Annotated in this window: 15 protein-coding genes; 9 read left to right on the top strand and 6 right to left on the bottom strand. The window is 29.0% G+C overall.

Annotation, left to right across the window (positions count from 1 at the left end; all coding sequences use genetic code 11):
* Nucleotides 1-71: 71 nt before the first annotated feature.
* A complete protein-coding gene (locus tag J2127_RS07285) occupies nucleotides 72-272 on the bottom strand; it encodes a TRAM domain-containing protein (RefSeq protein ID WP_013180817.1) in 201 nt (66 codons plus the stop codon).
* 343 nt (nucleotides 273-615) lie between these two features.
* Between J2127_RS07285 and J2127_RS07280 the strand changes: the two genes are divergently transcribed.
* From J2127_RS07280 to J2127_RS07260, 5 genes are all read left to right on the top strand, one after another.
* A complete protein-coding gene (locus tag J2127_RS07280) occupies nucleotides 616-1,359 on the top strand; it encodes a 7-carboxy-7-deazaguanine synthase QueE (RefSeq protein ID WP_209732908.1) in 744 nt (247 codons plus the stop codon).
* 345 nt (nucleotides 1,360-1,704) lie between these two features.
* A complete protein-coding gene (locus J2127_RS07275; protein ID WP_209732907.1) occupies nucleotides 1,705-2,790 on the top strand; it encodes a class II glutamine amidotransferase in 1,086 nt (361 codons plus the stop codon).
* Between the two features lie 95 nt (nucleotides 2,791-2,885).
* Complete coding sequence (locus J2127_RS07270) at nucleotides 2,886-4,418, top strand: glutamate synthase-related protein (protein WP_209591373.1); 1,533 nt, start codon at nucleotides 2,886-2,888, stop codon at nucleotides 4,416-4,418.
* A 155-nt stretch (nucleotides 4,419-4,573) separates the two neighbouring features.
* Nucleotides 4,574-5,347 (top strand): hypothetical protein, encoded by a 774-nt coding sequence (locus tag J2127_RS07265; protein ID WP_209732906.1) that lies wholly within the window; start codon nucleotides 4,574-4,576, stop codon nucleotides 5,345-5,347.
* A 122-nt stretch (nucleotides 5,348-5,469) separates the two neighbouring features.
* Nucleotides 5,470-6,561 carry a Coenzyme F420 hydrogenase/dehydrogenase, beta subunit C-terminal domain gene (locus J2127_RS07260; protein ID WP_209732905.1) on the top strand — a complete coding sequence of 364 codons (1,092 nt, stop codon included), beginning with the start codon at nucleotides 5,470-5,472 and terminating at the stop codon, nucleotides 6,559-6,561.
* Nucleotides 6,562-6,687: 126 nt separating this feature from the next.
* On the opposite strand, the gene J2127_RS07255 is transcribed toward J2127_RS07260, so the two are convergent.
* From J2127_RS07255 to J2127_RS07245, 3 genes are all read right to left on the bottom strand, one after another.
* A complete protein-coding gene (locus J2127_RS07255; protein WP_209732904.1) occupies nucleotides 6,688-7,734 on the bottom strand; it encodes an mRNA surveillance protein pelota in 1,047 nt (348 codons plus the stop codon).
* A 95-nt stretch (nucleotides 7,735-7,829) separates the two neighbouring features.
* Nucleotides 7,830-8,276 (bottom strand): Tfx family DNA-binding protein, encoded by a 447-nt coding sequence (locus tag J2127_RS07250; RefSeq protein ID WP_209732903.1) that lies wholly within the window; start codon nucleotides 8,274-8,276, stop codon nucleotides 7,830-7,832.
* 248 nt (nucleotides 8,277-8,524) lie between these two features.
* Entirely contained in the window at nucleotides 8,525-9,403 is an 879-nt protein-coding gene (locus J2127_RS07245) for an RIO1 family regulatory kinase/ATPase (protein WP_209732964.1), read from the bottom strand.
* A gap of 365 nt (nucleotides 9,404-9,768) precedes the next feature.
* Here J2127_RS07245 and J2127_RS07240 point away from each other — a divergent pair, with 365 nt between their 5' ends.
* Nucleotides 9,769-10,890, top strand: coding sequence for a 3-dehydroquinate synthase II (locus J2127_RS07240; protein WP_209732902.1), 1,122 nt, complete (start codon nucleotides 9,769-9,771; stop codon nucleotides 10,888-10,890).
* 175 nt (nucleotides 10,891-11,065) lie between these two features.
* Complete coding sequence (truD, locus tag J2127_RS07235; protein ID WP_209732901.1) at nucleotides 11,066-12,280, top strand: tRNA pseudouridine(13) synthase TruD; 1,215 nt, start codon at nucleotides 11,066-11,068, stop codon at nucleotides 12,278-12,280.
* A gap of 70 nt (nucleotides 12,281-12,350) precedes the next feature.
* Here truD and argH read toward each other — a convergent pair whose 3' ends face one another.
* Together argH and J2127_RS07225 are read right to left on the bottom strand one after the other, a co-directional pair.
* Nucleotides 12,351-13,808 (bottom strand): argininosuccinate lyase, encoded by a 1,458-nt coding sequence (gene argH, locus J2127_RS07230; protein WP_348635423.1) that lies wholly within the window; start codon nucleotides 13,806-13,808, stop codon nucleotides 12,351-12,353.
* Between the two features lie 247 nt (nucleotides 13,809-14,055).
* Nucleotides 14,056-14,457: a CoA-binding protein gene (locus tag J2127_RS07225; RefSeq protein WP_209732899.1), complete on the bottom strand. Its 402-nt coding sequence runs from the start codon at nucleotides 14,455-14,457 to the stop codon at nucleotides 14,056-14,058.
* 107 nt (nucleotides 14,458-14,564) lie between these two features.
* Here J2127_RS07225 and J2127_RS07220 point away from each other — a divergent pair, with 107 nt between their 5' ends.
* Both J2127_RS07220 and J2127_RS07215 read left to right on the top strand, forming a co-directional pair.
* The gene (locus J2127_RS07220; protein ID WP_245326510.1) at nucleotides 14,565-15,896 is read left to right on the top strand and encodes a DNA cytosine methyltransferase; all 1,332 of its coding nucleotides are present in this window, start codon (nucleotides 14,565-14,567) and stop codon (nucleotides 15,894-15,896) included.
* Nucleotides 15,897-15,987: 91 nt separating this feature from the next.
* A complete protein-coding gene (locus J2127_RS07215) occupies nucleotides 15,988-16,419 on the top strand; it encodes a RecB-family nuclease (protein WP_209732898.1) in 432 nt (143 codons plus the stop codon).
* Nucleotides 16,420-16,605 lie beyond the last annotated feature (186 nt).

The raw sequence follows: 16,605 nt of genomic DNA, 5'->3' as shown, positions 1-16,605 counted from the left end.
GTTATTAATGCAATATCTTATTCATATTTAATATGTAATTTGAATTATAACACACTTCATAGATGAAAAAATTAAATTTTTTCAGCAAAAGCGAATTTTTCTTTGATAGCGGTAACTTTGATAGCTACTTCTTCTCCTTTTTGTGCTTCAGGAACAAAGATTACGAATCCATCAATTCTTGCGATACCGTCTCCGCTTTTACCCATGTCTTCAATTGTTACGTTGTATTGTTCTCCCTGTTTAACAGGTATTATTTTATTGTCACTGTTCATTTTTTCACCTTTACACCATGCAACTAGGTATTTGAAGTAATGCTATAAATCATGAATCATTATAGATTGTATTTACCTATATTTGGCATTTATATATATTTCATACTGCATGATGATTTAATAATAATTCATAGACTTTATAGTATATATAGATAGTTGTATGAAATTAAAGTAGTAAAATATATTAACCTAAATTTTTTAAAAGCCGCTCCTTTTAAAATTAAAAGATTATGAAAAAACGGCAAATTACGGTTTAAAATTAAATAAATAATCAATATACTTATTAAGCAGGAAATTATATGTGTAAAATCGATAAAACTATATTTAGACGTAGGTGATAATAATGATAAGAGAAGTTTTTTCATCAATAATGGGCGAAGGAAAATACATCGGAAAAAGATTCATATTTGTAAGATTTAAAAAATGCCCTTTAAATTGTATATATTGCGACGAACCAAATACTAGCAAGGGAATTCCACAAGTCGAATATATTTCAGGATCTGGAATTATTGAAGAAATCCCGGATTTAACTGAAAAGTTGGTTGAAAACATAGAAAAAATAAAAACTCCAGATTTATTCGCAGTATCATTTACCGGAGGGGAACCTTTAGTTTATTCAAAATATATTGAACCATATGCCAAAGAATTACGTGAAAAAGGATATAAAACATTTTTAGAAAGTAATGGTATGTTTCCCGAAGCGGTAAAAGATGCAGATTACTATGATTATGCGTCAATTGATATTAAATTACCTGAACACTTTGATAAAACAGCTAAAGTTATAGAATGGGAAGAATTGTACGATAAAGAGCTTGAAACGATTGCAAATCTTTATAAAAACGGTACCGAAGTCTATGCAAAAGTTGTAATATTCGAAGATACGTCAAATGAACTAATAGAAAAAATTGCAAAAGATATTTCAAAAATAGGTAATGTAACTCTATGTATACAGCCAATAACTCCAATTGAAGGATTAGATATAAAACCACCTGCTCAAAAGAAGATATTTGAAATTATGGAGCTTTGTGGTAAGTATGTTGATGTAATGTTTACACCACAAATTCATAAATGGATGAATATGTTATAAAGACATATACTTATACCTATAATTATATCACATATACTAATTTTTTTCAATATATTAATATATTTTTTAAAACTTAAATCAAAAACATTAAAAGAATAGGGATTTATTATATATATTTGAATATCCATTATACTTAATACCATATATAATTAATAATAATGACAATAGCATAGATAACGAATATCAAAAATCACAAAATTTTAAATTTATAAATTTTTTAAACTTTAATTTAACATTTCAAAATGTTTAAATCAGATAAATCAATAGATTTATAGATTTCCATATTTGATAATGTATATAAATTAGATTATCCATACTACTATAACCCAAAAAAGGAGGATTTTTATGTGTGGAATTATAGGTTTTATGAGTAAAAAAGGTAGATTAATTAAAGGAGATAAAATTGCCAAAGCTTTGGATAGTTTAAGGGATAGAGGTAATGGCGAAGGTTCTGGTTATGTAGGATACGGAATATACCCAGAATATGCTGACAAATATGCAATTCACGTATTTATAGACAATACTGTAGATTTCCCACAAATAAAGTCCAAAGTTGAAGAAATACTACAAAGATACGGGATTATTGTAAAAGATGAAGAGATACCTGTAGATGACTCAGTTATCAAAAAAGAACATATATCTTGGAGATTCTTCTATGAAATGGATGAAAAATATGCCGAAATCGAAGAAGACAAGATTGTTGAAATGGTAATTGAAGTTAACTCTAAGGTTGATGGAGCTTTCATATTTTCTAGTGGTAAAAACCTAGGAGTATTTAAAGCTGCTGCTTGGCCAGATGAAGTAGCGAAATACTTCAAATTAGAGACCTATGAAGGCTACATGTGGTTATCACATGCTAGATATCCTACAAATACCAAAGGTTGGTGGGGAGGAGCTCACCCATTTAATTTATTGGGCTGGTCTGTAGTACACAACGGAGAAATTACAAGCTACGGAACAAACAAAAGGTATGTAGAAAGCTTTGGATATGAGTGTAATTTATTAACCGATACCGAAGTTGTAGCATATTTATTCGATTTATTATCTAGAAAACACAAATTACCAATAGAATATGTAATAGGTGCATTAGCTCCAAGATTTTGGAAAGATATAGATAATATGGATGATGAAAAAAGAAAAATATGCGAAGCTGTTAGGATGACCTATGCGGGTGCTGCAATGAACGGACCATTTGCAATTGTGATAGGTACAAATCAAGGTTTAGTCTTCTCAAACGGCGAAGTAGACGATAAAAACGATATGTTAGGATTTACAGATAGAATTAAATTAAGACCACTCGTAGCTGCAGAAAAGGACGATTTATTATTTATATCTAGTGAAGAAGCTGCAATTAGATTAATATGTCCAGAATTAGATAGAGTATGGATGCCAGATGCAGGTAAGATGACTATCGCAAGATTTGAAGAATAATTTTAAAATACGTGTAGAAACCGAAAAATAAAAGTAAACTTTAAAGTAAAAATAAAAATTAAAAATTAAAATAAAAAATTTAAGGGAGTGAAACAATGATTCCATCAACTGTTCCACCAAAATATAAAATTACAATTGACCATGACAAATGTATATTGTGTGGCAGATGTGCAAAAGAATGTGCTTGGGACGCTATCAGGAAATCAAAAGATAAAATCATAACTTACGACAATAGATGTGGTTCATGCTTTAGATGTGCATCAATGTGCCCTAGAGATGCGATTACGATTATTGAAAACCCCTCACAAGGTAGAAAACATCCCGTATGGACCCCCGAAGCAAGACAAGATGTATTAAACCAAGCTAATTCAGGTTGTATTTTATTAAGTGGCATGGGCAACGCAAAAGACTACCCAATATACTATGATAATATAGTATTAGATGCTTGTCAAGTTACAAATCCATCAATAGACCCCTTAAGGGAACCTATGGAATTAAGAACATATATTGGTTCAAAACCTGAAAAATTAGAATTTGAATATGTTGAAGAAGAAATTGATGGTAAAAAAGTTAAAAAATCAAAACTAAAAACTAAAATAGCTCCTAATTTAAAATTAGATACCCCCATAATGATAGGACACATGTCATATGGTGCTATTTCATTAAATTCCCACAAAGCTATGGCAAAAGCCGTAAAAAGATGTGGAACATTTATGGGAACTGGAGAAGGTGGACTCCATAGGGATTTATACGAATATTCCGACAATATAATCACCCAGGTTGCTAGTGGTAGATTCGGAGTTAATAGCGAATATCTTTCAAAAGGAGCTGCAATTGAAATTAAAATAGGTCAAGGTGCAAAACCAGGTATTGGTGGACACTTGCCTGGTGAAAAGGTTTCGGCTGAAGTTTCAATGACGAGAATGATTCCAGAAGGTTCAGATGCGATATCACCTGCACCTCACCATGACATTTATTCAATTGAAGACTTAGCACAACTTGTAAGAAGTTTAAAAGAAGCTACAAGATGGAAATTGCCAGTATTTGTTAAAATATCTGCAGTACATAATGTAGCAGCTATTGCAAATGGTATTGCCACTTCAGATGCTGATGCAGTTGTAATTGATGGATTTAAAGGTGGTACTGGTGCTGCACCTAAAGTATTCCGTGATAACGTAGGTATTCCTATAGAGGTAGCTATTTCCGCAGTAGATGATAGGCTAAGAGAACAAGGAAACAGAAACAAAGTAAGTATTATCGCAAGTGGAGGTATTAGGAACTCCGCTGATGTATTTAAGTCCATTGCCTTGGGTGCTGACGCAGTATATATTGGTACAGCTGCAATGATTGCGATGGGTTGTACAGTTTGTGGTAGATGCTACGGTGGAAAATGTTGTTGGGGTATTGCAACTCAAAGAGCTGACTTAGTTGAAAGATTAGAGATTGAAGAAGCTGCAGATAGAGTTTCAAACTTAATTGGTGCTTGGACCCATGAAATTAAAGAATTACTTGGTGCTGCAGGTATAAACTCTATTGAAAGTTTAAGAGGAAATAGGGATAGATTAAGAGGAATAGGTCTTAATGAAGTAGAATTAAAAGCTTTAGGATTAAAACAAGCTGGTTTGTAATTCCTATCAAAATATATTAAATTATATTATTAATTAATAGTATAATTTAACCAAATATTTTGAATTTACCAAAAATAAAGTAATTAATAAGATTTTAAAGATTTTGCAATATTAAAATCCTAATTTAGTTATTGCCTAATACCAAAGGTGAAATAATGAGTAAAGAAGTAACAATAGATACTTCAGGTATATACTACAAAGAACTAAATGAACAGATAAATAAGATTATTAAAGATAATCTAGATTTGGAACTTATAACGTTGAATAATGTTTTAGGTCAAAGATTTATCGGAAATGGAATCTCCAAAAATAACTTAACAATAGTTATAAATGGAATACCTGGTGGAGACTTAGCAATGTTCATGAAAGGTCCCAGGGTGGAAGTTTATGGAAATGCTGATCACGCTCCAGGAAATACATTAGATGAAGGAAAAATTATAATTCATGGTAGCAGTGGTGATGCTACAGGTCATTCCATGAGAGGCGGTTCTTTATATGTTCAAGGTAGTGTAGGCTATAGAAGTGGCATACATATGAAAGAATATAAAGGTAAAACACCTGTTTTAATAATTGGAGAAACTGCAGGCGACTTTTTAGGCGAATATATGGCAGGAGGCATTATTATAAATTTAAATATGCAATCTGAAGATACCGAATTTGTAAAAAATTCAATGTTAGGTACTGGAATTCACGGCGGAGTAATATACATACGTGGAAAAGTTAACAAAAGTCAACTAGGAGTAGCTGCAGATATTAAAGAATTTACAAAAGAAGATTTAGAAAAAATTACCTATTATATTGAAGATTATTGCAATGAATTTAATTACAGCGACGAAATAAAAAATAAATTACTAAATTCAAATTATACAAAAATTGCTCCAATTTCAAGTAGGCCATTTAAAAAATTATATACTCCAGATATAAGATAATATTGACAAATTAAAAATTACAATTAAAACGATTTAAAATGATTAAAATTATAAAATAATATTTAGAGATATTATTGGCACTTAAATCAATATTGCAATAAAATTACCATTAAGGTGTTATCATGATTACTAAATCATATTTAGATTTAAAAAAGGAAGTTTGGGATATTGGAACTTGTTCAGGCTGTGGAGCATGTGTTGCAGTATGTCCTTGCGACAACATATTTTTCATGGAAGACGAGCCTATGCGAGTTGGATGTGACCAAATAAAATGTGGAAAATTAGATGCAAGTGAATCGCCGCTATCTTTTGATTTTTGTAAGGTTACAAACTACAATGTAAAATGTGGTGCTTGTTACGATGCTTGTCCAAGAACTTCATCCGGCGTATTAGTTAAAAAAACCCCTGAAGCTCCAATTGGGGATTTCATTGAAATAAAAACAGCTAAAGCTAAAAAAAGCAATGGTTCCGTTCAAAGCGGGGGTGTTGTAACTGCATTATTAGCAGAAGCTTTTGATGAAGATTTAATAGATGGCGCAATCGTTATGATCGAAGATAAATGGACTATGGAACCAGAATCTTATTTGGCCACCTCAAAAGAAGAAGTTCTTAAGTCATCAGGTAGCAGATACAGCTGGAATGTACCAATATTAGAAGCATTAAGAGAAGCAGTTTACGACAAAAAACTTAAAAGATTAGCTGTTATAGGTACACCTTGTGTTATGGACTCTTTAAATGCGATAACAAGCTCAAATAATGATTTATTAAAACCATTTGAAAAAGCCATAAGATTTAAAATAGGTCTTTTCTGCTATGAAACAATGAAATACGGTCCTTTGATGGAAATGTTAGAAAAAGAAGGCATTAATCCATGGGATATTAAAAAAATGGACATTGAAAAAGGAAAATTCATTGTTGTGTTAGATAATGGAGATAAAAAGTCTTACAAAATTAAAGATTTAGAAAAATTAGTAAGGACCGGTTGTATGTACTGTAAAGATTTCACAGGTTACACCTCAGATATATCTGTTGGTAACGTTGGTTCGCCAGAAGGTATTTCAACAGTTATCTTAAGAAATCACTGGGGTAAAGGTTTATTTGACAAAGCAGTTCTTAATAACTATATCGAAGTTAAAGAACCTGTTAATACCGATGAGATTACAAAATTAGCTAAAATGAAAATTAAAGATAGAAAAGATATTTTAATTAATTAATTTAATATTCTTTAAAACATTTTTAAAACTTATTTTTTTTAATAATTTAAATTTTATTAACTTATTGCTATTTTATTACTAACTAGTATTATTATGATATTACTATTAATAGTACTATTACCAGTATTATTCAACAGGGAATCTCAATAATGCTGCTATTCCCCCAAGTGCTTTAAGCTGCTTCCCTGATTCATGTTCTGTAGATATAACTACCAATTCACCATTTGAATTTTCAACTTCAATTACCATTTGTTCGATATTTCTTCTTTTAGATCTTAAATATTCGTCAGTTATTAGTAATTTTTCAATTGCACAATAATTTAAAGCATTTTCTACATCTGCCAAACCATAAGCTGCAAGCCCTTTTTTAGATATTTCTTCAAGTAATTTTTCAATTAATTGTGATTCCTTACTCAAACGGGCTTCGCCATATATTCTATCAATTATACCAGATTTTAAAATTTCTTGTAGCCCTAATCTACCAGTATGATTACTTGATTCTACAACTATATTCAGAGATAATTCCTTATATTTTTCAGAAACATACTTTTGGAAGTTGTTTCGTGCAAAACCTGTTCCTGTAACCAGTATTTTTCCCGAAAACTCAGATATAATGGATGCAATTTCAGAAAAATAACTAAAACGCATTTGTTCATTTTGTTTAGAACTTAAATTTTTAGAAATTCCCGATTTTAATTCAGCTAATTCTTTTACACCATATTCTCGAACCACGTATACATTTGCATTGTGTTCGTCCAACACTACAACTACTATTTTAGGGTTCTTAGACGAGTTTTCAGCTTCTTTTAATCGCTTTAAATCCCAGGGTTTCCAATTTTTTTGTATGGAAACTTGAGTCAATGGTTCAATGTCTATAGTATGGTATGAACCAAGCGGAATATCATCAGGTCCGTGAATTATTTTGCCATTTACCCTTAAACGATTTGTATCTTCGTGAAATGATATTTTTTCAGCTTTTACGCCCAAATAAACCTTTCTTTTTACACCCCTATCAGCTCTTAATTTATCCCCTTTATCCTCGGTTCTTCTCTCAGTTAACGCAGATACAGCGTTACTATATTGTATTATATTCGATAAATGCCATAAATCATCTAAATTTTCAGGCATTACTTTTATTAGATTCTTTTCAGGAATTTGATTTATTATTTTCATTATATCTCCAAATTAGAACTTTAAATTATTATTTGGTAGCTAATTAACTTTAAAATATGTCAATACTAGTAAATCTAAAAATAAAATTAAATTATTTATTTTAACATGTTATTTTCGTCAGTATTTGATTCTGAATCGATTGAGGTTATGTAAATTTCTCCAGTTTGCATAATCGTAACAATGAAAGGTTCTTTTACAAACCTATTTCTTATGTATTTTTTAGCGTTTTGATTGATAAACTCCATGATTTCTAGAGAGGTATATCTTACGTGAATCTCGTCTTCGTCAGACTTCGAAAATACTATTTTAGGTATCTCAAAAACATCGGTACCTTCAGGTATTATGATTCTAGAGGGTGCTATTATATCGCTATAGATACTAAGAGTATTTCTCGCTTTCTCGACATTTTCTTTAGCCCTTTTTTCAATCATGCTAATATTGGCCCTACTAGTCCCCATCTTTTTTGCTATTTCATCTTGAGTATGCCCCTTTTTACGTAAATCTAAAACTTTTACTTGTACGTCTGTTAAAAATGACTCCATATTACCACTTATTCCCTATTTCTCAATATATTAAATAAATTTATTGTAAGTTTTTAAGTCCATATATATTAAATTAATAGCATCAATTTTTAAAAACATAAATACATATATATCACTGTAATTATTTAAATGTTAACTATTTTTAATTACCATAATTTTATAATAGAATACATTATCTAAAAATATTTTAAAAATAAAATACAGTACAATACAATAAAATTAAAAAAAGGAAAAATAAAAGTAAATAATTAATTAATAATATAGTCGTATAACGTATCCAAATCTTTATTAAGTCCATATTTTTTGAAATAACGCAATAAATTACCAATATCTCTTTTTAAATAATATTCTACATCATATTCTACATCTTTCGAAGAAATTTTTTCTATTTTAAACTTATTATCGTTTATTTCAATAACCTGTGGCCAGTCGATTATTACAAAATCTCCGTCGCTATTAATTAGGATATTAAATTCACTTAAATCCCCATGGATATATCCCAATTTATATGATTTCTTAACTTCTTCGATTATTTCGTCAAATAATTCTTCAGGATTTAAACCTAAACTACGTAAATTAGCTTTTTTTAAATCTGTTCCTTCCATTTTACCCATTAAAATTGTATGCCTGTTATTGGCGATAGGTTCAGGCACTTTTACTATAGGATATAATGCAGTTAATACTTCAAACTCTTTTTCAGCAGCTAATCGGGAAGAATAAAGCCAACTTATATGTCTTTTATCTGCAAGGTAATTTCTATACCGCTTACCCATAGTAAAGCAAGTTCTACCGTGTTTATGGAATTTTAGAACTGCATTCCTATTATCGGGCAATAATACATTATATACATCGCCTTCTTTTCCAACTCCTACTTTACCGCCCATACCCACTATTAAATCTTTTTTAGAATAGGTATCGAGAGCTAAAGCATCATAGCCCCAATGGGATATTCTATATCCATATTGAGATGAGTTTAACATCTTTATATGAATCAATCTTGAAATACGGTAGGAAACTTCATTTTGGTTCAATTTAGCCTTTTTAACAATTTCTTGAATTGGCACCCATTCGTGATTTTTTAGGCATATTTCAACTATCCTTAATATTCGCCAATCCAAATCTTCCATATCTTTTATATTAATCAATAATTTATCGATAATTTACACCCCGAAAAACTTTTAAAATGATAAATCTTACCTTATCCTTTAACAGGCACCGTTTTGGATTTTTTTATAAAATTTAGTAATAACTTAATAAGAAAGTAATAAAAAATTACAAATTCCATACATTTCATTTTGTGATAATATTTAATAACAAATAGTATTGTTTAATATATATACTATTATGAAAACTTAGATTTATTAATTAAGATTAATGGTTATATATTTAATATATGAATATATAAACTAATTAAGCAGTTTTAATTAATTAAAATAAAGTTAAAAATAAAATTAAAATTAGCTGAAATTGATAAAAATAATTAGGTGACACTATGGCAAAATTCGGATTTATTTATATATTTAACAATGAATGGGAAGAAATTAAGGAAACAGTTAAAGATTCATTAGAAAGCTCGATAGATTCTGTAATAATACCCAAAATAACTGATGAACAATTGAATATGCTAAAAAAGCTTGGAAAAATCAATATAATATCTAAAAATCCTAATTCGGATATACTACTACTTGATAGTGAAGATATATCTGAAAAAATAGACGAAAATATAGAACTACTTTCAAACTTAAAGAAAGAAAGCAATAAAAAAATAGCTGTATTAATCAAAATAATGTCGAAAAATGATGAAATAATGGCTTCAGAATTAAGTAAGTCTGGATTAATAGATTATGTAATTTTAGAAGGTAAAGATTGGACTATAATTCCTTTAGAAAATCTAATAGCAGATTTGTTCAATACAAAAATAGAAATAGTTTCTCTGGTTAAAAGCGTTAAGGATGCAGAAGTAGCTTATGAAATTTTAGAAAAAGGTGTTGATGGCGTAGCTTTGATATCAGAAGACATTAACGAAATAAAAAAATTCTCGGAATTAATTATAGCATTTAATTCACCTAAATTAAAAATGGATATTGCAACAATAAAAAAGGTTGAAACTGTTGGTAGTGGAGACCGAGTTTGTATAGATACTTGTTCAATGTTAAATATTGGCGAAGGTATGCTAATTGGTTCATACTCAAAAGCGTTATTTTTAGTGCACGCTGAGAGTGTTGAAAATCAATATGTGGCCACGAGACCCTTCCGAGTTAATGCAGGTCCAGTTCATGCTTACGTACTATGCCCGAACAATAAAACAAAATACCTTAGCGACCTAAAAGCTGGAGACAAGGTTCTTGCTGTAAGTTCGAAAGGTGAAACAAGAGAAGTTATAGTTGGAAGAGTAAAAATTGAAAAAAGACCACTTTACCTCATAGAAGCAGAATACAAAGGCGAAATAATAAGAACTATATTACAAAATGCAGAAACTATAAGGTTGGTAAGTGAAAAAGGAAAAGATATTTCCGTTGTGGATTTAAAAGAAAGCGACAAAATCATTGTAAAAACTGAAGATAAAGCAAGACATTTTGGAATGTCAATTGAAGAAACTATTATTGAAAAATAATAAATATTATAAAAGATAAGATAACTAAAAATTAAAATAAAATAGGATATTTTTTATTCTTAATTTATTTTTGTATTATTTTTAACTATTTTTAACTATTTTTTAAGTGATTAATCATATGTTAAAATAAAAGAAATAATACTATCTAAAATTATGTAGAATTATAAGTGATATTATGAAATTAAGACAAAAGCCCGAAGATTTTAAAGTCCAGGAAGTATTAGACCTAGAAAATATTTTAACTGACGAAAATTCTTCAGAACAAAATTACAAAATATACGAGTTATGTAAAAAAAATATGGAAAATTTAAAAGCAATCTCGTACATCTCAAAATCTCAAGAGATACCCTTAAAAGAAATCGGATATTGCGGGTTAAAAGATAGGCATGCCATTACAAAACAGTACATCTCAGTACCTGCAGAATACGAAGTAGATATTAAAGAAGATAATCTAAAATTAACTTTTATAGGTTATTCTGCGGATAAATTAACAATAGGGGATTTAATAGGCAATCATTTTGAAATAACGATAAGAAATATAGATAGAAACTATTTCTTAGATATAGCCGATAACATTAGAAATTTGGAATATGGGGTACCAAACTATTTTGATAATCAGCGATTTGGAAGCGTTTTTGAAAGGAAATTTATCATAGAATATATGTTGAAAAATAATTTTGAAGAGATATTCAAAATATTACTAACGAAATATGGAAAAAGCGAAAATAAAAAAATAAAAGATTTAAAAAGATATATTGACAAAAACTGGAATAATTGGGATAAATGCTATCAATATGTAATTAAAAATGATATTAAATCTAAAATGTATGTAAATATCTTAAAAAAGCTTAAAAATACCGGGGAATATAGAGAAGCTTATAAATACGTTGATATTAGGCTTAATGACCTTTTTATAGCAGCTTACCAAAGCTACCTATGGAATGAATGTTTAAAAGAATACCTAAAAGAAGTACTGGATAAAGAAAATAGGATATATATTGATTACGATTGTGGTTCGTTATTGTATTACTCAAAAATAGATGAATCGTTATTTGAAGAATTAAAAAATAAAGAAATGCCGTTATTATATGATAAATTAGATAAAAATTTATCTGAAATCGATGAAAAATTTGTAAATGTAATAAATATAGTTTTAAAAAGAAACAAACTTAAATTTAAAGATTTTTCAGACGATAATCTAATTAAAGGCAAATTTAGAAATTTCAATAGGCCAATTTTAAGTATTCCTGAAAATGTAAGATATGGAAAATTTAAAGCTGACGAATTAAATAATGGAAAATACAAAATTACATTAGAATTCAATCTAAAAAAGGGCGCTTATGCCACGGGAATTATCAAAGGCGTGTTTAATAGCGTTAAATGTAAATAATAAATATAGGAATAATAATTATAAAAATAGAAAAATAATATTAAAAAGAATAATAAAATATGAAAGTTAATTACAATTTGTAATTAATTAATTTAAATTCTACGTTTTCTATATTAGAGTAATTTTCAGACACTGTTTTTTCATAAGATTCCATTTTTAAATTGAAATGACCTACAGCTCTTTCAAGTTCCTTAGGTGCAGGACCGCCCATTACTTTTCTAAGTTTTACATTTTCCATAGGGTTTAAAGCTTTTTTAATAGATTCTTCACTTAAATTTAATCCGTATTTATCCAAAGTTTCATTTATGATATTAGATATTGGAACATTTTTTTCAATAGAATCTCTTACTAATTCCCCTACAATACCGTGAGCCATTCTGAATGCAATATCACATTCCCTTACTAATGTATCAGCCAATTCTGTAGCAGTGGAATAATTTTCAGTGGCTAATTTCTCCATTTTTTCAGCATTAACGTTTAAAGTTGAAACCATTCCTTCAATCATGTGTAATGTATCAAGAATTGTTTCAGTTACTTTCCAAAGATGAGGGCTTATTTCTTGTAAATCCCTATTATAAGTATTTGGCAATGCTTTTAATATCGTTAATACAGTTACCAATTCCCCATTTAAAGTTGAAAGTTTTGCTCTTGAAATTTCTGCCACATCTGGGTTCTTTTTTTGAGGCATTATTGAAGATGTAGACGTATATTCATTTGCTATTTCAATTGTTCCAAATTCACATGATGAAAATACGATTAATTCTTCACATATTTTGCTTAAATTAGTTCCTAACATGGAGATATCAAACATTGTTTCCGCTATAAAGTCCCTTGAAGAAACGCCATCCATTGAATTGTTAATTATATCGTCAAAGCCAAGTAAATCTTTTGTTTTAATTCGATCTATATTAAATCCAGTAGTTGCCATTGCTCCAGAGCCTAAAGGACATACATTTACACGTTTATAAGTATCTAAAAATCTTGAAATATCTCTTTCAATCGCTGAAACGTGGCTAAGCATTTGATGCCCAAAAGTAACTGGTTGTGCTTGTTGTAAGTGTGTATATCCTACAGAAAGAGTATGTTTGTTACTTTCAGCCACTTTTAAAAGACTTTTGTTTAATTTCAATATCATTGCAACTATTTCAAGAATCTTTTTTCTTAGGGCTAATCTCAAATCTGTTGCAACTTCATCGTTTCTACTCCTACCAGTGTGCATCCTACCTGCAATATCTTCCCCTACCTTCTTAATTAACTCATTTTCAATAACCATATGTATGTCATCGAGAGACGGGTCTAAATCCAAGTTTTGCATACCTTTAGACAATATGTTTTTTAATTCTTCAACTATTATTGCACCATGCTCTTTGGAAATAATATTTTGCTGAGTTAACATTATTGTGTGTGCAATATCGCAATATATATCGCTTTCAAAGATTTCTTTGTCAAATTCTAAGCTTGTAGTATATTTCATTACATCTTCGTTTACATTACTTCCAAGCCTTCCTCTTCTAAGTATATTTTTCACACATATCACCGTATATGACAATAATCTAAGTACGTCTTAAATTATACTATAACATATTAATTACTAGATTACCGTATAAATTTAAATTTTAATTGATATATAGACTATATAACATCTTAATTATATAGTTATTTTTTTTAAAAAATTCCAATTTGATAAATTACAGGGCAATTACAAATTACTTCAAAAATATTAGTGATAAAGTTATTTAAAAATAATAGTATACCATAATGCAAAATATGGCGAATTACATATTCTTTAATCTTAAATCAGTTGCCAATACTCCAATACACTTTTCTTTTACAATACTATGGTTATTTCTCAGCATTAGATCTATTGCACTTCCACTGTCCGTGCCAGGTTGCATCCAAAATACTCCAAAATCTCCATAATCAATGGCTTTTTTAGCTTCTTCTACCATATATATTGGATTTCTAAATACACAGACTATATCCAAATAGCCTATATCCTCTTTTAAATGTTCCAAAGATGGATATATATCATAATTCTCAAACTTCTGACCTTCATATTTTGGATTTACCAGATATAAATCATAACCTAAATCAACCATGATTTTTGTAATTCGATTACTTACTCTTCGCTCGTTTAATGAAACTCCTATAATAGCTATTTTCTTTGCACTCCTCAAAACATCATAACTTTCAGATAAAGTTAATTCCTTTGCTTTCATATTATTCACCCCTATCTTAAAATATGTAAATACCATATTATATCTATTATGTATAAGGTGAAATTATGATGTCAAAAAGTGGTTTGGAAAATACATCCAAGGGCAGTAGTAAAGTCGAACCTGTTAAAGATAATAATAGTAATGATAAAAATATTAAAAAAAACCATTTTAAATTTGTTGATTTATTTTGTGGTTGTGGAGGATTCTCCCGAGGTTTTGTAGAAGAAGGATTTAAACCATTGGTTGCTGTTGAAATTGAAGAAAATCCTGTTAGTTCCTACGCATTGAATTTTAATGGACGCATATACGAAAGAATTTATAAAAATGGAAAATACGAATATGTATTAAAAGAAAATTATTTTCAACTTGAAAATTTTATGTCAAAGGAAGAAATAGAGGTATTTAAAAAAATAAATAACTATAATAGCTTAAATCCTGCCATAATAAATGAAGATATTCGAGAAATTCATGCAATTGATATTTTAAATTTTATAAATGATAAAGATAATAATCATAATAATAACATTACAAGCAATAAAGACGTATATAAAAATTCTGAAACGCCAAAAAACAACGAAATAAAGATTGATTTATTAATTGGTGGCCCCCCTTGTGAGGGATACACAGGTGCAAACCCTAAAAGATTAAAAAATCCCTACGATAGATTATATAGTGACGAATTAGGGAGATTGGTTTTGGAATATATTAGACTGGTAGGGGACTTAAAACCTAAAGTTTTTGTTATGGAAAACGTGCCAGGGATGCTTAATTGGCAATTATGGGAATGTATCGAACAAGAATTTGCAAAAGTAGGCTATGAAAAAATATATTTCCACGTTTTCAATGCTGAAAATTTTGGAAATCCATCAGCCCGAAAGCGAATAATCGTTTCAAATATACATTTAAATCCAGAATGGTGCGAAAATAAAGTCATAGTAAGAGATATATTAGAAGATGAATATCGTTTTACAGTGCATAATAACAACAATAATATAATTAAAAACCATGTTGAAGAATTTAATGAAAAAACTTCATTAAATTTAAATAAAGAACAATCCCCATTACCAGAAAGAATTTCAAAAAAATTAAAAGACACAAAAGTAGGGTCTGGAGCGGTTCAATTTAGGGCCTCAAAAGGTAGTCTAGAGAATTATATCTTACTCGACGAAAACGAGATATCCGATACAGTTATGGGCCAGCGTAGATTTATCCATCCAAATAAACAGCGTTTATTGACTGTTCGTGAACAAGCCCGGCTAATGGGATATCCAGACTACCATATCTTAGCAGGAGGTTTAACATCCACATATAACCAAGTTGGCGAAAGTGTACCTCCCACATTGTCAAAAGCCATTGCAAAAGAAGTATATATATACTTAAAAAGCTTAGAAGATTAAAAATAAAGGATAAATTACAAAAATAACATTAATTTACATAATAATTTCTTACGAATAATTCTCATTATGATAAAATTTTAAAGGTGATAAAATGTATGTTGCACTACATAACTCATTTAGCTCAAAACAAGTTGAAGAATTTGCAAAAGTCGTTTTCGGGATGGGATTAAATACCATCATATTTACAAAAGCTTCAAGTTCCGCTGCTCAGAATGGCGTACCAATAGTTCAAAAAATGGCGATTAAAAATAATAAAAATTTAATGTATTTGGAAGGTTTAGAAGATGCAATAGAATTACTAAACCCTGAAAACGTTATAATGATAACCAATAGCAATATAGGTAAAGAAAAGCTTAATTTTGAAGAAATAGGGGAAAAAGATTTAATTGTATTTTGCGGAAGTAATTCAGGATTTAGCCTAAAAGAAATAGAAGCCGCAAATGGTAGCCCTAGACATTTATTGGATGTAAATATTGGTCCTATCGGAGAAGCTTCAATATTATTATATAATACATTAAAATAATGCTCCCTAATGAGTTAATGATAATATAACATATTTTTCTATTATTTTTTAATAAATTGTTGATTAATTTAAACTAAAAAAGTATTGAATAATTTAAAATACTTTAAGATACTACTTATTATTAATTTACAAATTAAGTAATGTATATTATATAGGGTTAAAAGTAGTAAAATTTAAAAAGCTACA

Origin of the sequence: Methanococcus voltae, from assembly GCF_017875395.1 — an archaeon.
GTDB classification, from domain to species: Archaea; AGJL01; Methanococci; order Methanococcales; family Methanococcaceae; genus Methanococcus; species Methanococcus voltae_C.
Note: the sequence above shows the minus strand (reverse complement) of the source record. Positions and strands in the feature narration are given on the sequence as shown.